The sequence below is a fragment of the Pseudomarimonas arenosa genome (assembly GCF_014841215.1).
GTDB classification, from domain to species: Bacteria; Pseudomonadota; Gammaproteobacteria; order Xanthomonadales; family Xanthomonadaceae; genus Pseudomarimonas; species Pseudomarimonas arenosa.
This window is the reverse complement of record NZ_JACYTR010000020.1, coordinates 30423-51144: the sequence shown is the minus strand read 5'-3', so window position 1 is coordinate 51144 and position 20722 is coordinate 30423. Positions and strand designations below refer to the sequence as shown.

The 20722-nt window shown below is 62.3% G+C and carries 13 protein-coding genes and 1 tRNA gene; 8 read left to right on the top strand and 6 right to left on the bottom strand.

Annotated elements, in window-relative coordinates; genetic code table 11:
* The first annotated feature begins 47 nt into the window (after positions 1-47).
* The 4 genes from carB (at position 48) to recJ (ending at position 6502) form a co-directional block, all read left to right on the top strand.
* The gene (gene carB, locus IFO71_RS11245; RefSeq protein ID WP_192029732.1) at positions 48-3284 is read left to right on the top strand and encodes a carbamoyl-phosphate synthase large subunit; all 3237 of its coding nucleotides are present in this window, start codon (positions 48-50) and stop codon (positions 3282-3284) included.
* Between the two features lie 61 nt (positions 3285-3345).
* Positions 3346-3822, top strand: coding sequence for a transcription elongation factor GreA (gene greA, locus IFO71_RS11240; RefSeq protein WP_192029731.1), 477 nt, complete (start codon positions 3346-3348; stop codon positions 3820-3822).
* A 2-nt stretch (positions 3823-3824) separates the two neighbouring features.
* Positions 3825-4781 carry a phosphoglycerate mutase gene (locus IFO71_RS11235; protein WP_192029730.1) on the top strand — a complete coding sequence of 319 codons (957 nt, stop codon included), beginning with the start codon at positions 3825-3827 and terminating at the stop codon, positions 4779-4781.
* Complete coding sequence (gene recJ, locus IFO71_RS11230) at positions 4778-6502, top strand: single-stranded-DNA-specific exonuclease RecJ (RefSeq protein WP_192029729.1); 1725 nt, start codon at positions 4778-4780, stop codon at positions 6500-6502. Before IFO71_RS11235 ends, recJ begins: the two co-directional genes overlap by 4 nt.
* 16 nt (positions 6503-6518) lie before the next feature.
* Here the strand turns inward: recJ and IFO71_RS11225 are convergent, their stop codons facing one another.
* A complete protein-coding gene (locus IFO71_RS11225) occupies positions 6519-7370 on the bottom strand; it encodes a tetratricopeptide repeat protein (RefSeq protein WP_192029728.1) in 852 nt (283 codons plus the stop codon).
* Between the two features lie 194 nt (positions 7371-7564).
* On the opposite strand from IFO71_RS11225, the gene IFO71_RS11220 reads away from it, so the two are divergent.
* Positions 7565-7999, top strand: a complete 435-nt coding sequence (locus tag IFO71_RS11220; RefSeq protein WP_192029727.1) for a phasin family protein — start codon at positions 7565-7567, stop codon at positions 7997-7999.
* Positions 8000-8146: 147 nt separating this feature from the next.
* Here the strand turns inward: IFO71_RS11220 and IFO71_RS11215 are convergent, their stop codons facing one another.
* Positions 8147-8620, bottom strand: coding sequence for a SufE family protein (locus IFO71_RS11215; RefSeq protein WP_192029726.1), 474 nt, complete (start codon positions 8618-8620; stop codon positions 8147-8149).
* The gene (gene cysS / locus IFO71_RS11210; protein WP_192029725.1) at positions 8617-9987 is read right to left on the bottom strand and encodes a cysteine--tRNA ligase; all 1371 of its coding nucleotides are present in this window, start codon (positions 9985-9987) and stop codon (positions 8617-8619) included. Before cysS ends, IFO71_RS11215 begins: the two co-directional genes overlap by 4 nt.
* Before the next feature lie 339 nt (positions 9988-10326).
* Between cysS and IFO71_RS11205 the strand changes: the two genes are divergently transcribed.
* The 3 genes from IFO71_RS11205 (at position 10327) to IFO71_RS11195 (ending at position 15135) form a co-directional block, all read left to right on the top strand.
* Positions 10327-10893: a glycine zipper 2TM domain-containing protein gene (locus IFO71_RS11205; RefSeq protein ID WP_192029724.1), complete on the top strand. Its 567-nt coding sequence runs from the start codon at positions 10327-10329 to the stop codon at positions 10891-10893.
* Between the two features lie 67 nt (positions 10894-10960).
* A tRNA-Val gene (locus IFO71_RS11200) sits at positions 10961-11035 on the top strand.
* A 116-nt stretch (positions 11036-11151) separates the two neighbouring features.
* The gene (locus IFO71_RS11195; RefSeq protein ID WP_192029723.1) at positions 11152-15135 is read left to right on the top strand and encodes an Ig-like domain-containing protein; all 3984 of its coding nucleotides are present in this window, start codon (positions 11152-11154) and stop codon (positions 15133-15135) included.
* A 29-nt stretch (positions 15136-15164) separates the two neighbouring features.
* On the opposite strand, the gene sbcB is transcribed toward IFO71_RS11195, so the two are convergent.
* The 3 genes from sbcB to IFO71_RS11180 all read right to left on the bottom strand — a co-directional run bounded on the left by sbcB (position 15165) and on the right by IFO71_RS11180 (position 20668).
* Complete coding sequence (gene sbcB, locus IFO71_RS11190; protein WP_192029722.1) at positions 15165-16649, bottom strand: exodeoxyribonuclease I; 1485 nt, start codon at positions 16647-16649, stop codon at positions 15165-15167.
* A 60-nt stretch (positions 16650-16709) separates the two neighbouring features.
* The gene (locus IFO71_RS11185; protein WP_332309366.1) at positions 16710-19274 is read right to left on the bottom strand and encodes a putative bifunctional diguanylate cyclase/phosphodiesterase; all 2565 of its coding nucleotides are present in this window, start codon (positions 19272-19274) and stop codon (positions 16710-16712) included.
* Between the two features lie 137 nt (positions 19275-19411).
* On the bottom strand, positions 19412-20668 hold the full coding sequence (locus tag IFO71_RS11180; RefSeq protein ID WP_192029720.1) for a TraB/GumN family protein: 1257 nt from the start codon (positions 20666-20668) through the stop codon (positions 19412-19414).
* Positions 20669-20722 lie beyond the last annotated feature (54 nt).

The window sequence follows — 20722 nt, the reverse complement described above, 5'->3', positions numbered from 1 at the left end:
TCACGCCATCAAACACATAACTAACAGTTTAAAGAAGTCGAATAGCCATGCCCAAGCGTACTGACATCAAGAGCATCCTGATCATCGGCGCAGGCCCGATCGTGATTGGCCAGGCCTGTGAATTCGATTACTCGGGAGCACAGGCCTGCAAGGCGCTGAAGGCCGAGGGCTTTCGGGTCATCCTGGTCAATTCCAATCCGGCCACCATCATGACCGACCCGGACACCGCCGACGCGGTGTATATCGAGCCGATCAACTGGCAGATGGTTGAGCGCATCATTGCCAAGGAGCAGCCGGACGCCCTGTTGCCGACCATGGGCGGACAGACCGCGCTTAACTGTGCGCTTGATCTGGCCGACAATGGCGTGCTGGAGAAGTATGGCGTCGAGCTGATCGGCGCTTCGCGCGAGGCCATCCGCATGGCTGAAGACCGCGAGCTGTTCCGTCAGGCGATGCGCGAGATTGGCTTGGAATGCCCGCGTGCCGAGATTGCTCGCACACTCGAGCGTGCGCTGGAAGTGCAAGCCGAAGTCGGGTTTCCGACCATTATCCGCCCCAGCTTCACCTTGGGCGGTTCGGGTGGCGGTATCGCCTACAACAAAGAAGAGTTTGTCGAGATCGTCAGTCGTGGCCTTGACCTTTCGCCGGTGCATGAAGTGCTGGTAGAAGAATCCGTGCTGGGCTGGAAAGAATTCGAGATGGAGGTGGTGCGTGACCGCGCCGACAACTGCATCATCGTCTGCTCGATCGAGAACTTCGATCCAATGGGCGTGCACACCGGCGACTCGATTACCGTGGCCCCCGCACAGACCCTGACTGACAAGGAATATCAGCGCCTGCGCAATGCCTCTCTAGCGGTGCTGCGCAAGATCGGCGTCGATACCGGCGGTTCCAATGTGCAGTTCGGCATCAATGCTCAGAACGGCCGAGTGGTGGTGATCGAGATGAATCCGCGGGTGTCGCGCTCATCGGCGTTGGCCTCCAAGGCGACCGGATTCCCGATCGCCAAGGTCGCCGCCAAGCTGGCAGTGGGCTACACCCTGGATGAGCTGCGCAACGAAATTACGGGTGGTGCGACACCGGCTTCGTTTGAGCCCAGCATCGACTACGTCGTGACCAAGATTCCGCGCTTTGCCTTCGAGAAGTTCCCTGCCGCAGATGCCCGTCTGACCACGCAGATGAAATCGGTGGGCGAGGTGATGGCGATGGGGCGCAATTTTTCCGAGTCGTTGCAAAAGGCTCTGCGCGGGCTCGAAACCGGCAAGGCCGGACTCGATCCCAGCGACCTTGATCTCAGCAGCGAAGAGGGCCAGGCACGCCTGAAGCGCGAGTTGCGCGAAGCCGGCGCTGACCGGGTGTTCTATGTGGCCGATGCCTTTCGCTGCGGCATGAGTGTCGACGAAGTCTTCAGCCTGTCGTTCATCGACCCCTGGTTCTTGCGTCAGATCGAAACGCTGGTCAAGATGGAAGGCGAAGTCGCCGCCGCGGGCCTGGCGGGGCTGGATGCGGTCAAGCTGCGTCGACTCAAACGCAAGGGCTTTTCCGACGCGCGTCTGGCGCAGTTGGTGGGTACGGACGAAGCAGCCGTGCGGGCCTTGCGCCACGCTTTCGGCGTGCGCCCGGTGTACAAGCGGATCGACTCCTGCGCCGCCGAGTTCAGCACCGATACCGCCTACATGTACTCCTGCTACGAAGAGGAATGCGAGTCGGCTCCTACTGATCGCGACAAGATCATGGTGCTGGGTGGTGGACCGAACCGTATCGGCCAGGGCATCGAGTTCGACTATTGCTGCGTACACGCCGCGCTGGCGCTGCGCGAGAACGGCTTCGAGACCATCATGGTCAATTGCAACCCAGAAACCGTGTCGACTGACTACGACACGTCTGACCGACTGTATTTCGAGCCGCTGACGCTGGAGGATGTGCTCGAAGTGATCGATCTGGAAAAGCCCAAGGGTGTGATCGTGCAATACGGAGGCCAGACACCGCTGAAACTGGCACGCGCGCTGGAGGCCGCCGGGGCACCGATCATCGGCACCTCGCCGGACTCCATTGATCTTGCTGAAGACCGCGAGCGTTTCCAGAAAATGATCGAGAAACTCGGCCTTCGCCAGCCGCCCAATCGCACGGCGCGAAATCCCGATGAGGCGCTGGCTCTGGCTCGTGAAATCGGCTATCCCCTGGTGGTGCGTCCAAGCTATGTGTTGGGCGGGCGCGCGATGGAGGTGGTGTATTCCGATGCCGATCTCAGCCGCTATATCCGCGATGCGGTGAAAGTGTCGAACGATTCACCGGTGCTCCTCGATCGTTTTCTCGATCATGCGGTGGAAGTCGATGTTGACATCATCGCCGACGCCCAGGGCGAAGTGATGATCGGCGGCATCATGGAACATATCGAAGAAGCCGGCGTGCACTCGGGCGATTCATCCTGCTCGTTGCCGCCGTACAGCCTTAGCGCCCGAATGCAGGACGCGCTGCGTGAGCAAGTGCGCCAGATGGCGCGCGAACTCAATGTGGTGGGGCTGATGAATACCCAGTTTGCCATCCAGGGCGATGAGATCTTTGTGCTGGAAGTGAATCCGCGCGCTTCACGCACTGTGCCGTTCGTTTCCAAGGCCACCGGCGTGCCGCTAGCCAAGGTGGCAGCGCTGTGCATGGTCGGCAAGAGTCTGGCCGAGCAAGGGCAGCAGAAAGAGATCATTCCGAGCTACCACTCGGTGAAGGAAGCGATCTTCCCGTTTGCCAAGTTCCAGGGTGTCGACCCGATTCTTGGGCCGGAAATGCGTTCAACCGGCGAGGTGATGGGGGTCGGCCGCAGTTTCGGCGAGGCCTTCGCCCGCGCCCAGGAAGCCGCTGGTATCAAGGTGCCCCCGGTGGGCAAGGCCTTCGTGTCGGTACGCGACCCGGACAAGCAACGCTCGCTGGCGGTGGCCGAAATGCTGGTCGAGCGCGGTTTTGACCTGGTTGCCACCCGTGGCACGGCTGAGTTCCTGCAGGCCAACGGCATCAAGTGCGAGGTGGTGAACAAGGTGGCTGAGGGCCGGCCGCACGTGGTCGACCTGATCAAGAACGGTGAGGTGGTCTACATCGTCAACACTACAGAGGGCAAGCAGGCGATTGCCGACTCCTTCTCGATCCGCCGCGAAGCGCTGCAGCATCGGGTCACCTACTCGACCACGATCTCTGGTGCCCGAGCCTTGCTACACTCTCTGCAGTTCCGTGGCGCCGGTGACGTGTATTCTTTGCGCGAACTGCACCGACAGATCGGCAACGCCGCCGGCTGAGCCACAGTCTTGAATGCGAAAGCGGACGGGGGTCCGCTTTTGCTGTTTGTGAGGACCCACAATGAGAGCACCCCTTACCTTGCGTGGCTCGAAGAAGCTGCGCGAAGAACTTGAGCATTTGAAGTCGGTCAAGCGGCCGCAGGTGATCGAAGCCATCGCCGAAGCCCGCGCCCATGGCGATCTGAAGGAAAACGCCGAGTATCACGCTGCACGCGAGCAGCAAGGCTTTATCGAAGGGCGGATCAAGGAATTGGAGTCGGCGCTATCCAACGCGCAGATCATCGATGTGTCCAAGCTAAATGCCGGTAGTCGCATTGTATTCGGTGCCATCATCGATCTGGCGGAAGACGACTCTGGCGACGAAGTCACCTACCAGATCGTTGGGGATCTGGAGGCTGACATCAAGTTGGGCTTGATCTCGGTTAGCGCGCCGATCGCGCGCGCGCTGATCGGCAAGCACGAGGGCGATCAGGTCACCATTCAGGCGCCGAGCGGCCCGCGGAGCTACGAAATCGTCGGTGTGCGCTACGAGGATTGAGTGTGGCCGTTGAAGCGCCGTGGCTCCTGCTGCCCGCCTGGTCCGAGATTCGCGGTCCGGCAGCAGCGCGCAAGGCGCTGACGCACTGGCTTGGTCAATGCGATCGACTCGAATCCGGCAAGGTCGGGCGGCAGGAGCAGTGGTTGCGGGTGTTCGATGTGCTGCCCAGGCGTCTTGCCATGGCACCCTTGACCCGCCATCTCGATGCCGACGATGCCGCTCATCGCGCCTGGCTGCGCTGTGATCCCGTGCACCTGCGCGCCGACGGTCCGCAGGCCCGTCTACTTGCGTTTGGTGAGTCGCTGCGCTTGTCCGAGCCTGAGGCCGAGGCATTGATGGCGCCGTTGCGGCCAATCCTGGGCGATCACGGCGTACTGCTCTCCGCGCCCAAGCCCGATCGTTGGTACGGTTCAATTGCGGTGGAAGCTGTCGTGCCCTTGATGTCGTCTCCGGACCAGGCCCTGGGCGAAGATGTACTGCCGCACCTGCCTGAAGGAGCTCAGGCGGCGCGCTGGCGGCAGTTGTGGAACGAATGCCAGGTCGTGCTGCATCAGCATCCGGTCAACGCCAAACGCGCCAAGGCAGGTTTGCCGACCATCAATAGCCTGTGGTTCTGGGGCGCAGGCGTGCTCCCCGATTCAGTGCGGTCGGTACACAGTCATTTGCTGACTCGCGATGAGCTTGGCCTGGCTCTTGCTCGCCTGGCCAAGCTGGCTGCGCTGAAGGGCGACGAAGCGCAGTGGCCGCCGGGAGCGGTGATTGATCTGCAACATCTGCGCAACGCGCAGGATCTCGCAGATGCCGTGCTGCCGGCGGTGCGCTTGCAGGCCACGCGTCATCCTGCTGGCATCACTCTCGACTTCGCCGATGGCCAGCGCCTGCGTTGGCGACATGCCCATCGTTGGCGCTTCTGGCGGCGCCCCGTTGGCGGATTCCCGCCGGCCACCGACACGGCGTGAACGCCCCTCTCAATGCCCGCTTGCGCCGTCGTCCGGCCGCTGCCGAGGGCAACTGGCCAGATTCAATACATCCCGTAGTACGCCGCGTACTGCAGGCGCGCGGCGTGGCGCATGCCCATGATGCGCAACTCGGCCTGCGTCAATTGTTGCGCCCGCAGGGCCTGCTCGGGCTGGATCCAGCCATTGCCTTGCTGCGCCGGGCGATTGAGCAAGGCTGGTCGATCCTGGTGGTGGGCGATTTCGATTGCGATGGCGCCACCGGCACGGCGGTGGCCGTGCGCGGGCTCAGAATGCTGGGCGCCAACTCGGTCGATTTTCGCGTGCCGCATCGTATGCGCCATGGCTATGGTCTATCGCCAGCGTTGGTTGCTGAACTTCAGGATCCATTGCCCGATCTGCTGATCACGGTGGACAACGGAGTGTCGAGCATCGCCGGCGTGGCCGCAGCCAAGGCTCGCGGCATCCGAGTACTGGTGACTGATCATCATCTGCCGGGTGAACAGTTGCCCGAAGCCGATGCAATGGTCAATCCGAACCTCGATGGCGATCAGTTCCCGAGCAAGTCCCTGGCCGGCGTCGGGGTCATGTTCTATGTGCTGCTGGCCTTGCGTGCCGATTTACGCCAGGCAGGCTACTTTCCCAGCGGCGAACCCGACCTGGCGCAGCTACTCGATCTGGTGGCCCTGGGTACCGTGGCGGATCTGGTGCAACTCGACCAGAACAACCGGGTGCTGGTCAGTGCCGGGCTATCGCGCATTCGGCGCGGCCTCTGCGCGCCCGGCATCCGTGCGCTGATCGATATCTCCGGTCGCCAGATCGAGCGCCTGACCGCCACCGATTTTGCCTTTGCGCTTGGTCCGCGGGTGAATGCCGCCGGCCGGCTGGAGGACATGAGCATCGGTATCCGCTGTCTGCTCACCGACGATAGCCATGAAGCCGTCGAACTAGCGCACAACCTGCACGCCATCAATGCCGAACGCCGCGACTTGCAGACGGCAATGATCGAGGACGAGGTGGTGGAACAAGCGGTGGTGCCGGTTGCAGGGCAGGGCGGCCACGGGATTTGCGTGTTCGACCGGTCTTTTCACGCTGGCGTAGTAGGTTTGGTGGCGTCGAAGCTAAAGGAGCGCTGGCATCGTCCGGTCGTCGCGTTTGCGCCTGCCAGCGAGGACCCTGATGATCCGCAACTGCGTGGTTCGGCCCGCTCGATTCCCGGATTCCATCTGCGCGATGCCTTGGCCCTGATCGATGCGCGCCATCCCGGGTTGATCGATAAGTTCGGTGGCCATGCGATGGCTGCTGGCCTGAGCATGACCCGTGATCGCTTGCCGGCGTTTGCCGCTGCCTTCGAGCAGGTCGCGCAAAGCACCCTGTCGCCTGAACAGCTCACCGCCGAGCTATGGTCGGATGGCATGCTGGAACGTGCCGACTTCTGCCGCCCCCTGGTCGAGCAACTCGCCGCCATGGGGCCCTGGGGACAGGGCTTTCCCGAACCGCAGTTCGACGGTGAGTTCGACGTGCTGGAATGGCGTGTGGTGGGCCAACGTCACCTCAAGATGCAGCTGCGCTGCGTTGATACCGGCGTCAAGCTCAGCTCGATCCACTTTGGCGCCTGGGATGGCGAAGCGCCGCCACCCCGCGCGCATTTTCTCTATCAGCTGGAAGCCGATGACTACCGCCAGAGAGGCGATATCCAGCTGCTAATCCGGCATCGGTTTTGATCGGGGCTGGGCCGGATCACTCCTCCAACTGCGCCTTGGCGAACTCAACGTCGAGTTTCTCCATGGCGTCGAGCGGCTTGAGTTTTCCGGCCTTGTCGAACGCTTCGGCGGCATCGTCTTCGCGTTTGCTGCCGTACAGAAGGATCAGACCGTTGGCTTGCTCAACATGGGCAATCGGGGCTTTCGGGGTAAGCTTTACGGCCTTAGCCAGCAGTTCCTCGCCGGTGGCGGCCTTGGCGCCGTAGGTGAGGCCGCCGATCATGGCGCCGACCTTGTTGATGATTTCGGCGTGATAGAGGCCCAGTGCGCTATGCGCTTCGGCATGCTTGGGGGCGAGCTTTAACACCTTGTCGAGTGCAAGCTTGATCTTTCCGGCCAGGCCCTGACTCAGCGCTTTGGCAATCGAAATGCTTTGTGAATAGCGGCCGAGGGCGAAGGCGTAGCGAAAGTGGCTGTTGGCCTCTTCGGGCAGAGCTTCGATGGCCTGTTCGGCCAGTTTGACCAGGGCTTCCCAGCGCTTCAGCTGCTCCTTTTCGTCGTCCAGCAGATGCACGGCGTGGATCCCGGCGGCCTTGATGGCCACCGAGGCACCGAGTGGGCCGAGGGCTTCGCCGGCTTCGAAAGCCTTTTGAAACTCGCCGCGATGGTAGTCGGTCCAGGCCGCTTGCAGTTTTTCGGCCAGTTTGACCGCATCGGCAGGCTTGCCCAACGCGCTGTTCTGCTTCAGCAGCTTGGCCACCCGCACTTCATCGGGAAACGGTTCGCAGTCACCGGCATGCAGGGCGTCCCAATGCTTGGCCAGCTTGTCGCCGTCGTAGCTGTATGCCTTGTTGTCGTGAGGAAATTTCGCCCATGCCTTCTTTGCCATCGCTGATCTCCGCCTGGTCTTGTGTTCGGCACAACCTTCGGCCCGACGGCTAGCCGCCTTCGACCGGTCTCAAGCTGAATGCTGCGCTGCAATAGTGTGTTTGTTCTAGACGCGCTGCCTAGCATACGTCACGACGCCTTCAGGCGTACCCCGGTTTTGCGGGGCCTGCCAACACCAACTGACGAGGTATCCCCATGGCAAAGCAAATCAAGGCGCGTCGCGCCGCTGCCAAGAGCAGCCCCAAGTTCAACGGTCGTGACCTTTGGCTGGCCAGCCTCGGTGCCGTTGCAATGACCCGCAAGCAGGGCATCAAGCTGTACGACACCATGATCAACGAAGGTCGTTCGCTGCAGAATCAGGTCGTCGACCGCGTGTCGGCCTTCGGCGAGCAGATCAACGATCGTCTGGCCGATGTGCGCGCCAAGGTGGAAGGCGCCATCGCTCCGGTACGCGCTCGCGCCGTATCCACCTACAGCCAGATCGCCAAGGAAGTGCAGACCCGTCTGCAGCCGGTGCTGGCGAAGTTCGGCGTCAAGGTGAGCAAGCCGCGCGCCACCAAGCGCGTTGCTAAGAGCACCCGCAAGCCGGCGCAGAAGCGCACCGTGCGTCGCGCGCGCAAGGCTGCCTAAGCGCAACCGCTCTCTCCTCGCTCCTGGACGGGGCCGAACCCCCGACGAGCAATCGTCGGGGGTTTCGTTTTTTCAGATGTCGGCGTTTCGCGACGTGTAGCGGGGCGGGGGCGTCCCGGCGAAAGCCGCGACAACAGCGATGGGCTATCACGCCATCGTTGGTGCCGTCAGCCGCTCGCCTTCAACGGCCCGCTGAGCATAGTGTTTGATCAGGGCCAGGGCCGCGGCCAGCCCATTGCTGCGAGTAGGCGACAGATGTTTGGCCAGACCAATCTTCTGGATGTAGTCGACATCCGCCGACAGGATGGCGGCCGCACTGCGACCTGAGAAGACCCTCAAGGCCAGATAGATCAAGCCGGATACGATGGCCGAATCGGAGTTGGCGGCAAACACGATGTTCGAGGCATCTCCTTCGGCCACCAGCCAGACCCGTGACTGGCAGCCAGTGACGCGCAGCTCTTCCACCATCCAGGCTTCAGGAATGGTGGGCAGGCGTTTGCCGATGTCGATCAGGTACTGGTAGCGCTCCGACCAGTCGGAGAAAAACGCAAACTCGTCGACGATCTCGGCTTGCGCCGCCTCGATGCTGGGTTCGCTGGGGCGCAGGAATGCTTCACTCATCCTCGCCTCCAGCGCACGCCTTGTGGCGTGTCTTCGAGCACGATGCCTTCGGCCGCCAATTGATCGCGAATCCGATCAGACTCGGCGAAATTGCGTGCGGTGCGCGCGGCATTGCGCTCATCAACCAAGGCCTGAATGCGAGCATCGTCATCGGCGGCCACCCCGCGCGAAAACCAGGCTGCCGGCGTTTGCTGCAGCAAGCCCAGCGCGCGGCCACCCGCGATCAGTCTGCCGGCCGCTTGTTTCGCGGCTGCGCCTTCCAGTCGGCGTGCGTCGTTGGCGTACTGGGCCAGGGCGGCCAGGGCTTGGGGTGTGTTGAGATCCTCGGCCAATGCCCGCTCAACCTCGTCGGGCACGGCGCCGTTGGCACTGGCGGGATCCGGCTCAATGTCGCGCAGGGTGCCGTAGAGCCGATCCAGGGTGCGGACGCTCTGTTCGATCAACTGATCGGACCATTCCAACGGCTGTCGGTAGTGGCCGGACAGCAGCGAGAAGCGCAGCGCTTCGGGCGGGTGCAGCTCGATCAACTCGTGGACCAGAAACACATTGCCGACTGACTTCGACATCTTCGAGCCGGACAGGGTGAGCATGCCGTTGTGCAGCCAATAGCGGGCGAATACCTGGGTGCCGTGAGCGCAGCGACTTTGTGCGATCTCGTTCTCGTGGTGCGGAAACTGCAAATCGATGCCGCCGCCGTGGATGTCGATGACTTCGCCCAGATGAGCTGCGCTCATCGCCGAGCATTCGATATGCCAGCCAGGACGGCCGCGCCCCCACGGGCTATCCCAGCCCGGAAGATCCTCGGTCGACGGTTTCCACAGCACGAAATCGCCCGGGTTGCGCTTGTACGGTGCCACTTCGATACGGGCGCCGGCCAGCATCTCGTCGGTGCTGCGCCGCGACAGCTGGCCGTAGTCTGGATGAGAGGCCACATCAAACAACACATGGCCTTCCGCCGCATAGGCGTGGCCACGTTCGATCAGACGTTCGATCATGGCAATGATTTCGGCCAGATGATCGGTGGCGAACGGCTCCAGATTCGGCATCTCAACGCCGAGGGCGCTCATCTCAGCCCGATAAGCGGCGGTGTACTTGTCGGTGATCTGCTTGATCGGAACACCCAGTTCCCGCGCGGCGTTGTTGATCTTGTCGTCGATGTCGGTGATGTTGCGAGCGTAGTCGACCCTCGGATAGTGCCGACGCAACAGGCTGGCGAAGACACCGAACAGGACAGCCGGTCGCGCGTTGCCGATATGCACGTAGTTGTACACGGTGGGACCACAGACATACATCGTCACCCGGTTCGGATCAGCGGGCTCGAACGTTTCGAGCGTGCGGGTGAGCGTGTTGTAGACCGTGATTTGCATGTACTCAGTTCCGTATACGGGCGAGGTCCGGCCGTTCAGCCAATCCTCATTCGGTGGGATGCGGCTCGAGCGTCGCGCAACCGACGCGGCGACGGGAGCTGGAGTTTGGCGAAACTCGCCGACGCCGCCAAGCGCCACGCGCTCCTCGAGGGAAAACTGTGACCGCAACCTCAGTCTACGGTGATTCGTGTTGCATTGCAGCAGGCAATCTGCGAGCTAAACGTGTAGCCTGCCTCGCGTTTTTCCTAACACATTTTTAAAGCCCGGATTCAGGCGCAAAGTGTTGCAATTTACCGAGTGAGCCCGCACCGCGTCGCGGTGCACCATCAGGAGATCCGCATGAAGCAAGCGTGGCAACTGTCTATCGCGATTCTCGCCGTAGCGGCCTGTGCTGCTGCCCAGGCGCAATATCGCGACAGTGCGCCGCGCTCTGCCTATGGCGCTGGCGAAAACGTGTCGTATGCGTATGCCGACGTCTTGCGGGTTGAACCGGTGTATGAGCTGGTCCGTTATCGTGAGCCTCGGCAGGAGTGCTACGACGCTGACGTCGAACGCGTGGAGCGTGGCGGCGGCGATCCCACCGGCGGCACTATCGTCGGCGCGATCATTGGCGGCGCCATCGGCAATCAGGTCGGCAAGGGCAACGGCCGCAAGGCGGCCACCGTCGCCGGCGCGGTGATCGGCGGCGCCATCGGCCGCGATATCGACAAGAACAACGGTGGCCCGGACCGCCGCTACAGCAGCACCGAGCAGCGCTGCCGCACGGTTGAGGTGGAGCGCGAAGATCGTCGCATCGCCGGCTATGACGTTGAGTACAACTGGAAGGGCGACGTCTACATGTCGCGGCTCAACTACGATCCCGGCAACAAGCTACGCCTGCGCATTTCGGTCAGCCCAGCCGATTGATGCGGCCCTGGATCGGGCAAGCCTCTTGACCAAATCACGACTCACGACTATTCTTGCGCGCTCTCTTGGGCGGTTAGCTCAGCGGTAGAGCACTGCCTTCACACGGCAGGGGTCACAAGTTCGATCCTTGTACCGCCCACCAAGATACGAAAAGCCCGCTTCGGCGGGCTTTTTTTTTCGTCTCTCAGTTCTGCACGTCACGTTGACTCCGCTTGTCCGTTTCGCGCGTACCCTCGAAACACAGCTCGGAGATGCTCCATGGGCCTCGTTGTGCAGACCATACGCCGGATTGCGCTGGTATTGGCGCTGGGTCATGCATGCACGCCCGTGGCGCTGGCATCAGAGACCGACCATGCGCCGCAGCCCGGTTTGGCCAAGCTCATTGCCGAGCTCACTCGACAATCGGTGGGCGACGATCAGCTCAGACAGTCCAAGAGTGGCATCTGGCAGCTGGACACGGCGGGCGGCTTCCAGCATGTGAGTCTGGCGCAGCCTCTGACCGGGGGGCACATCCGGCTTGGCTGTGTCGCCAGTCTCGATCAAGCGAATGCCTTCTACGGCCGGGACATCGCCACTGGCAAGACGAGCGCATTTGGCTCTGCAGCCGCACAACGCGAGGTGCAAGCGGCACAGCTGCATGGCATGTCCGTTCCCGAGTATCGGTTCTACTCGCGATTGATCGACGAGTTCAAGAACGGTGCCCAGAAGGCCGGCTCCAGTATCACTATTTTCAACAACGATGGGCCCGGTGAAGGTTTCAACTCAAGCGCGGGGCAGTTCCTGCCAGCCCCGGGGAACGATGCAAATCTGAACCTGGGGGCCCAGCGTCTGGCCTTGTTCAATGCAGCGGCCGATGTCTGGGAGAACTTTCTCGACAGCGAAGTGGCGATACAGGTGCGCTCGCAGTTCGATCCGTTGGCGCCCTGCAGCACTTCAGGCGGTGTGCTGGGGTCGGCGGGTGCGGTGACCTTTTATCGCGACACTACGGCCTTCGAATACCCCGATACCTGGTACCACGTGGCCTTGGCCAACAAACAGGTCGGGTTCGACATCAACGGTGCCACGGCCGAGATCAATGCAACCTTCAATTCCGACGTTGATGCCGGTTGCCTGGGAGTGGGCACACGCTTCTACTATGGCTTGGACAACGCGACCCCGGCCGGCACAGTGAATCTATTCGTTGTGCTGCTGCACGAGATGGGGCACGGCCTTGGTTTCTCCACCCTGGTCGGCTCAAGCGGTGCCCTGAGCGGTGGATTCGCCGATATATGGTTGCGTTTCATGTATGACAACAGCGCAAGCAAGACCTGGTTTGCGATGAATGATGGCGAGCGAGCGGCATCGGCGATCAATACCGGCAATCTGTATTGGGAAGGCGCCAATGTCATACAGGCGGGTAGTTATCTGACAGTGGGGCGGCAAGTATCGACTGGGCGGGTGCAGTTGTATGCCCCCAATCCGTACGAGGGCGGCTCATCGGTTTCGCATTACTCATCGGTCGTCAGTCCGAACGTGTTGATGGAGCCCGCGATCAACAGTGGCCTGTCGCTGGATCTGGACCTCACCCGGCAGCTGATGCGCGATATCGGCTGGTATCGCGACAGCAATCAAGACGGTTCGCCCGACAGCATCACCAATGTCAGTCCGAGCAGCGGCAGCTTTGCTCAGGGCAGCAGCCAGACCATCAGTTGGACCAACACTACCGACTTCACCCGCAACGTCAGCATTGAGCTCTCCACTGATGGTGGAGCGAGCTATCCGACCTCGATTGCCAGCAATATTGCCAACACGGGCAGTTTCAGCTGGACCGTGCCCAGTACGCCGACCAATCAGGCGCGCGTACGCGTGCGGGAGCACGACTTTCTGACGCCGTTGGGCGCCTCCAGCGGCAATTTCACCATCGCCAGCGGCAACACCGCTCCCAGCTTCACTCCGGCGGTAGCCATCGATCGACAGCGCGGTAGCGCGGCCGGAAGCGCGGTTCCGGTCGGTACGGCCAGCGACGCCGAAACCAGTGCCGGCAGCTTGGTGGTTACCCAAATCAGCGGTGGCAGCAGCGCCGGAGTTTCGGCCGGCAGCATCAGCAATAGCAACGGCAGCATCAGCGCCATCGTTGCCGCTTCGTGCAGTGCCACCGCTGGCACCGTGCGATTTCAGGCCTCTGACGGGGCGCTCACCGGCACGGGTGATCTGCAGGTCAATCTGAGTGACAACACGGCGCCCACCTTGAGTTACGCCAATAGCAGCCTTGATGGCGGCAGCGGCACCACCGTCTCGCCGCAAACCGGACTATCGGACAACGGCAGCATTGACTCGGTGGTGGTGCACAGCGCCGGCACCTACAGCGGCGGTATCAGCGTCGATGCCGCTGGTGTGGTGACCCTGAGCGCTGCCGCGCCGGTCGGAACGCACACAATCACCATTCGGGCGACGGACAATTGCGGTGCGCAGACCGACGCCAGCTTTCAGCTCAGCGTCGACAACACCGCACCGAGTTTCACTCCGGCGGCGGCGATTAATCGGCAGCAGGGCAGTGCCGCCGGTGCGGCGGTCACGGTCGGTACGGTGAGCGATGCGCAGACCGCAGCCGGCAGCTTGGTGGTCAGCGCGATTGCCGGTGGCACCGGTAGCGGGCTGAGCATCAGCGACCTCAGCAATAGCAGCGGCACGGTACAGGCCAGTGTCGCCGCCAGCTGCAGCGCAAGCACCGGCACCCAACGCTTTCAGGTGTCCGACGGCAGCCTGACCGGCAACGGCGATCTCAGCGTCAACGTCAGTGCCAACAGCGCGCCGACCCTGGCCTACACCAACGCCTCGGTCAACGGCAGCAGCAGCACTACCGTCTCGCCGCAAACCGGACCATCGGATAACGGCAGCATTGACTCGGTGGTGGTGCACAGCGCCGGCACCTATAGCGGCGGTATCAGCGTCGATGCCGCTGGTGTGGTGACCCTCAGTGCTGCCGCACCGGTCGGAACGCATACGATCACCATTCGGGCGACGGACAATTGCGGTGCGCAGACCGACGCCAGCTTTCAGCTCAGCGTCGACAACACCGCACCGAGTTTCACTCCGGCGGCGGCGATCAATCGGCAGCAGGGCAGTGCCGCCGGTGCGGCGGTCACGGTCGGCACGGTGAGCGATGCGCAGACCGCAGCCGGCAGCTTGGTGGTCAGCGCGATTGCCGGTGGCACCGGTAGCGGGCTGAGCATCAGCAACCTCAGCAATAGCAGCGGCACGGTACAGGCCAGTGTCGCCGCCAGCTGCAGTGCAAGCACCGGCACCCAACGCTTTCAGGTGTCCGACGGCAGCCTGACCGGCAACGGCGATCTCAGCGTCAACGTCAGTGCCAACAGCGCGCCGACCCTGGCCTACACCAACGCCTCGGTCAACGGCGGCAGCAGCACTACCGTCTCGCCGCAAACCGGACCATCGGATAACGGCAGCATTGACTCGGTGGTGGTGCACAGCGCCGGCACCTATAGCGGCGGTATCAGCGTTGATGCCGCTGGTGTGGTGACCCTGAGCGCTGCCGCGCCGGTCGGAACGCATACGATTACCATTCGGGCGACGGATAATTGCGGCGCCAGCACGGATGCGTCCTTCCAAGCGACGGTCAGCTCCGGCAACACCGCGCCGAACATCGTTCCGGTGGCCGGGCTTGGGCGTCAGCAGGGCAGTGCGGTCGGCACAGCAGTCGTCGTCGCCACGGTCAGCGATGCCGAGTCCAGCAGTGGTTCTTTACAGGTCACGCTGGAGACCGGCGGCACATCGAGTGGCATCAGCCTCTCCGGCATCACTAACAGCAACGGTGAGATCAGCGGGGTGCTGACTGCGAGTTGCGATGCAACCGCAGGCAGTTTGCGTCTTCGCGTGAGCGATGGGCTTGCAAGCCAGATCGCTGAACTCAATGTTGCGGTGACTGTAGACACCGCTCCCGTGCAATCCGGCTACTCGTCCCCACGGATTGTCGGACTCGGAAGCTCCCTGTCGATCGCTCCGCTGGCGCCGCCAACCGACAATGGCAGTATCGACAGCATCAGCGTCGCTGCCTTGAGCCCGGGCTTTGACGGAGATCTCTCGTCGGCTTCGCTTGCGGGCACCTTCGAAGTGAGCAATGCGGGCCCAGTTGCCGACCACACCCTGCGCGTGACAGCCAGCGACAATTGCGGACTGCAAAGCCAAACTGACTTTCTTCTCCGCGTACTGCCCAACAGTATCTTCAGCAACGGCTTTGAGTAGCAGCAAATCGCCAGGGTCGAACCGCGCGTTCAGGCTCCATCCTGCTCGACCGGTAACCCGGCACAATGTCGCCAATACGCGTGCTGTTGTTGTTGCCAAGCTTCCACCCTGTTCAACAGGCCCTGTTGGTCGTCGTTGGTCTGTTCGCTCGCACGAAGTTGAGCCAGCTCGGCTTGAAAGGCCTGTAGCGGGCTGTCGGTGCCTGGCGAAGCTACATGATTCCAGCGCTCCAATACGGTGCGGGCCCAGTCAGTTCGCTCAGCGGCATTCAGGGTGTCGAACCAGTTGCGCGCGCGGTAGCGGAACATCAAGGGTTCACCGCGGGAGTCGCGAAACAAGCGCTGGATTTGCGCCAGCTCTTCCGGCAATGCCTCATGCACACGAGCCCGCAGCCGATCATCTCCGCGGTCGGGCAGCGCATCGTAGAGCGCAGCGTCGACATCGGGATCGGATTGGAATCGATCGCGCTCAAACAGAGTGTGCAATTTCTCCTGCAGCGTGGCCAGCACCGCGGGAGTAAACAGCTCGGCGTGCCGAAGGCAGCGATCAAGGTCGATGCCCATGCGCTGCCATTCCGACTGCCTTACGTGATTGAGCGCCACCAGGGCCGGGCAACGATTGATTTGAATGCCCTTTAGCGGCGGCCTGGGGCGCTGGTCGCTGAGATCGGCGGACCTGGCATACAGCCTGGTCGCCAATTCATCAACATCCAGATCCATCCAGCCGCCGGGGTCGGAATGCAGCTCGACCGTCATCAGCTGATTGCGATTGCGAGGGTGGCGCAGCACGGGCAATACCACGCCGGCGCAGGCTCGTTCGGCTGGAAAGCGATGCGAGATGTGCAAGAGTGGGGTTGGCGGATCGAGCCGAAGCATGTCGCCAACAAAGCCCTTATCACGCAGCTTCAGCGCATAGTTCCATAGCTTGGGCTGAGCGCGTTTCATCAGCCGTGCCAGGCCGAGCGTGGCCTGCACATCGCTCAACGCCTCGTGGGCATGTCCATGGGCAATGCGGTTGGCCGCTGCCAGATGTTCCAGGCGAAAGCTGGGGGCACCGTCCTCGCGCGCAGGCCACTCGATGCCATCGGGACGAAGGGCATGGAACAGCCTGGCAACGTCGAGCAGATCCCAACGTGAATTGCCGTATTGCCACTCGCGCGCGTATGGATCATGGAAGTTGCGATACAAGGCAAAGCGAATGAACTCGTCGTCGAATCGCAAGGTGTTCCAGCCCACCGAACAGGTGCCAGCGGCCTTGAGCAGTTCGTGAATCTCGGCCACCGCAGTTGCTTCGCGCACGCCACGCTCGGCCACGGTCAGCGGATCAAGCCCGGTCACCACACATGCGGAAGGCGAGGGCAGCAGATCATTCCAAGGTTTTACCCAGACGATATGGGGGTCGCCAATGGGGTTCAGGTCGGTATCGGTACGGATGCCGGCAAACTGGGCAATCTGGGTGTTGCGTGGGTTGGCGCCCCAGGTTTCGAGGTCGTACCACAAGAAGCTGTCGGTCATCCTTGTCTCGCCGTGGGCTGGCGAGCAGTTGCCAGCCGATCGTTTCAGTGCAACGACAGGTTACTTGCCGACGCTGTGTTTTTCGACCGGCTGGGCCCGTCGTGTTTCCTGTTCTTCGTCTGCCTCTTCGCCCTTGACCGCGATCAGTGGCGGTGCGCGAAGGTGCAGGCGAGGTTGCCCGACGGCATTGCCCTGAGCCAGATCAACCCCGCATTCGAGCAGGGCTATCAATGCCTCGGGGTCTTCCACGCACTCGGCAATGGTGATCTTGCCGGCCGCCTCGGCAATGCTGGTCAGCGCCGCCACCACGGTGCGGTCGAGTGGATCGTGCGGCAGCCCCTGGATCAGCGAACCGTCGATCTTCAGGATATCGGCTTCCAGCTGGCGCAAGTAGGCAAAGGTTGAGAAGCCGGTGCCGAAGTCATCGACGGCAATGCGCAATGCCAGTTGACGCAGATCGTGCAGCACGCGCTGAGCACCGGCTACGTCGTCAATGGCGTGCGATTCGGTAATTTCGAAGATCAACTGGCTGGCATCGATGTCGTACTCGACCACCTTGTTGGTGACGTAGGCGGCGAGTCCGGTGTCGCCAAGGGATTGGGTGTGGAGGTTGATGGTGAGTGACACGGGACGCGCAGAATCACGCACATTGCGCAGGTCGCGCAGGGCGTTTTCGATCACCCAGCGATCGATGTCGCGCATCATGCCGAAGCGCTCGGCGGTAGGCATGAAGGCCGCCGGCAGAATCAACTCGCCTTGCGAGTCCTTCATCCGAAGCAGCACCTCGAACATCGCCGGGCTTTCCGGATTGCGCGCCAGCTGCCGGCGCCACAACTCATTGCCACCGTCGCTGCCTTCACTGAGGATGCCTTCGAGTGGAACGATGGGTTGATAGGCCAGCACGAACAGGTTGTGGCGCAAAGCCTCTTCCAAGCGTACCGACCAGCCGAGGTCGCGATCCATCGCGGCGCGCTCGCCGGAATCCGGGGTGAATACGGCGGTTTGGTTGCGACCGGAATTCTTTGCGTTGTGACAGGCCAGATCGGCCTGCGCCATCGCTTCCGACGGCGATAGAGTTCGATTATCCAGCGCAGCGACACCAATCGAGGTGGTGATTCGATAGGATTTTCCACCGTAGGAAAACGGCGCCGCGGTGAGGGCACGGCGGAAGCCGTCGGCCAGATTCTGATAATCCTCAACGGATACATTGCGCAGAATCAACGCAAATTCATCACCGCCCATACGGGCGAGGTGGTCACTACCGCGCAGGCGCAGTTTCAGGCGCTGCGCCACTTCAATCAACAGCTGATCGCCCGCTCCGTGACCGGCCGTGTCGTTGATGTACTTGAAGCGGTCGACATCCATGAACAGCAGCAGGGAGGTCTGATGGCTGCGCCGCAGACGCGCGATTTCTTCTTCCAACTGGCGTTCGAACCAATGCCGGTTATGCAGCTTGGTCAAGGTGTCGTGTTCGGCGGCCCAGCGCAGATCAGCTTCCAGCCGCCGACGCGCGGAGACATCACGGAAGGCAATCACTGAACCACTGCGTTCGCCGTCGACCCGCATCGGGAAAACCGTGCATTCCACCGGCACTGCGCGGCCGGTCTGGGTCCAGAACGCAGTCTGCCAGCCGGTCAATTCGCTGCCGCGCGCATAGCTTTGCAGCAGTGGGCATTGCCCGCGCGGAATCAGGGTGCCGTCTTCATGGGCATAGTGAACGGCTTCATAGGCATTCTTGCCAAGCAGCGCATCGGCGTCGGAGTAGCCCAGTAGGTCAAGCGCCGCCGGGTTGATCAGTCGAATACCGCCCTCGGGATCGACCATGTAAACGCCATCGCCCACCGAGGAGAGAATGCCCTCCAGGCGACGGCGCTCCGATTCAATCGCCTTGCGGTCACGCACGGTGCGCGCCAGCGAATTGATGCGGGCGATGAACAACTCCTTGGCCTCGCTCTTGAACAGGCACTCTACCGCGCCCGAGGCCAACGAGGCGCGGATCACATCATCGGAATAGGCGCCAGTGATGATCGCCGGCACCACGCGGGCCGTTTGCGGATGATGGCGCAGCTCGGCGATCAGCTCGGTGCCGTTACGACCCGGCATGAAGTAGTCGACGACCGCGATGTCGAACGTCTGCGAGCGCAGCTTGTTCAGGCCCTCGGCGACGCCGGAGGCGGTTTCGACGATAAAGCCGTCCTTCGACAGCAGGCGTGAGAACGCTGCCCGCACGGTGGCGGAATCGTCGACCAGCAGCATCCTCAAGGGCGGGCCGTCATCGCTGATCGGCGCTTCATCCTTGGTATTGGGTTCCAGCAGGTGACTCAAGGCCGCCGGCGCTTCCTGGAAGTCCGCCCAGGGCAGGAGCGAGGTTCGCGGCCGGGTCATCCGCCAGTTGATTGCTGCCGCACTGGTGGAGTCGCTCAGCACCAGCACCGGCAAGTGCTCGAACAAGGCGCCATGCAGCAGGCCGAATACATCTTCGGCAATCCCGTCGCTGTACTCGGGCCAGCCGATGACGACGGCATCGAACCTTGAGGTGCTGCCAGCGGCGCGCATCAGCAGGGTGTAGGTATCGTCGAGACTGCCCAGCGCGGTCACGCCGAAGCCACGCTGAGTCAGCAGCACTGACAATGCGCGTCTTCGCGTGTTAGATGCTTCCGCTAGCAGAACCGACTGCACGCCCACCCCCCGATGTGAACGTTTGCCTGTCCCCACTGCGGGCAGGCCAATCGGACTTCTTTACCGCAAAATCCGATCGAACGCTACAACAATGCCTCAAGCATACGCCATCCGGCGAGATACACTCCGATGGCCGTCCCAAAACTGGTCAGGAAGAAGTTCACCAAGACCCGGGAAACCCGGTTGCGCCACCAGCCGCTGAGCGAGGTCACGTCGTCACGCAGGCTCGAAAAATCGGCAACCGTGGGTCGGCGCAGGGTGAGTTCGACCAGGGCGCTGACAGTGCCAGAGGCCAGAAAGGGGTGCAGGGGCGTCAGCGGGGAAGCGACGAAGGCTGCGATGATGCTCAAGGGGTGGCCGCCAGCGATCGCACAACCCAGGGCGCCCAGCGTGCCGGTAGCCAGCACCCAGGCAAGTACCAGTTCAGTGCCCAGTTCCACGCCGCTGGCAAAGCCCCAGGCGAAGCCGCCGAGAACCAGGGCTGCGAAGATCAGTGAGAACCAGGTTCCCCAACGCGTCGGTGGTGGTAGCGCGGTCAGTGCGCGGCTCAGCTCAACCGGGTGTTGCTGATCGTCGGCCAGGTGCCGAGCCAGTCCGGCCAGATGGCCGGCGCCAACCACCACCAGTACTCGGCGCGCATAGCCATTGTTTGGCAGCTCGGCAGCGTGGCGCCGCAGTTCGGCGGCCATGAACTGGTCGCGCTCGGCGATCAAGGCGTGGTAGAGCTTGTCGCTACGCTGGGCGAATTCACTGAAGGTGCTTTCCAACATATCACCTTGTTTCAGCTTTTCGATCTCTTCGGCGTCCACTTGCTCGTCGACCAGCACGCTGCCGATCAAACCGCCCATCAGTTTGGCGCGCTGCCACCAGCCCACCGAGCTGTAGGTGCGGCGCAAGGTGACCCCTACATCACGATCGATCTTCCACAGCGCTTGAGACTGGCGTTCGGCATGATCGATGGCCGCGCGCATTTCAGCCCCGGGTTCGATCTTCAACTGTTCGGCCAGTCGACGCTGATAGGCAGACAGCGCCAGATTGGCCGCCACCATGCCGGACTTGCCTTCCTGGATGACCCGGAACAAATCCAGCTCAGCCAGTGAGTCGGGCTTGATCATCGATTGGTAGCGCGCCTCGCAGAGCTCGACCGCCACGGCATCGAATGCGGTGTGGTCCAGCGCGTTGTTGACCGCGTCAACGCTGGCGCGGGAGACATGTGCAGTTCCCAGCAATACAAACTCGACGTCATCGCGAACAATCGTCTTCAGCGGTTGATCGTGCAGCAATTCGGCAAGTGTGGGCGACGCGGGTTGTGGCAAACTGTCCATGTCGCTGGCACTCATGGAAACGGGGTTCCCTGTTTCAGACTGTTCAGTCACCGGGCTGTGACCTGCAAA

Coding starts and splice junctions, on each gene's coding strand:
- carB (WP_192029732.1), top strand. CDS start 48: ATGCCCAAGCGTACTGACATCAAGAGCATCCTGATCATCGGCGCAGGC.
- greA (WP_192029731.1), top strand. CDS start 3,346: ATGAGAGCACCCCTTACCTTGCGTGGCTCGAAGAAGCTGCGCGAAGAA.
- IFO71_RS11225 (WP_192029728.1), bottom strand. CDS start 7,370: ATGGCAAAGAAGGCATGGGCGAAATTTCCTCACGACAACAAGGCATAC.
- IFO71_RS11220 (WP_192029727.1), top strand. CDS start 7,565: ATGGCAAAGCAAATCAAGGCGCGTCGCGCCGCTGCCAAGAGCAGCCCC.
- IFO71_RS11215 (WP_192029726.1), bottom strand. CDS start 8,620: ATGAGTGAAGCATTCCTGCGCCCCAGCGAACCCAGCATCGAGGCGGCG.
- cysS (WP_192029725.1), bottom strand. CDS start 9,987: ATGCAAATCACGGTCTACAACACGCTCACCCGCACGCTCGAAACGTTC.
- IFO71_RS11205 (WP_192029724.1), top strand. CDS start 10,327: ATGAAGCAAGCGTGGCAACTGTCTATCGCGATTCTCGCCGTAGCGGCC.
- IFO71_RS11195 (WP_192029723.1), top strand. CDS start 11,152: ATGGGCCTCGTTGTGCAGACCATACGCCGGATTGCGCTGGTATTGGCG.
- sbcB (WP_192029722.1), bottom strand. CDS start 16,649: ATGACCGACAGCTTCTTGTGGTACGACCTCGAAACCTGGGGCGCCAAC.
- IFO71_RS11180 (WP_192029720.1), bottom strand. CDS start 20,668: ATGAGTGCCAGCGACATGGACAGTTTGCCACAACCCGCGTCGCCCACA.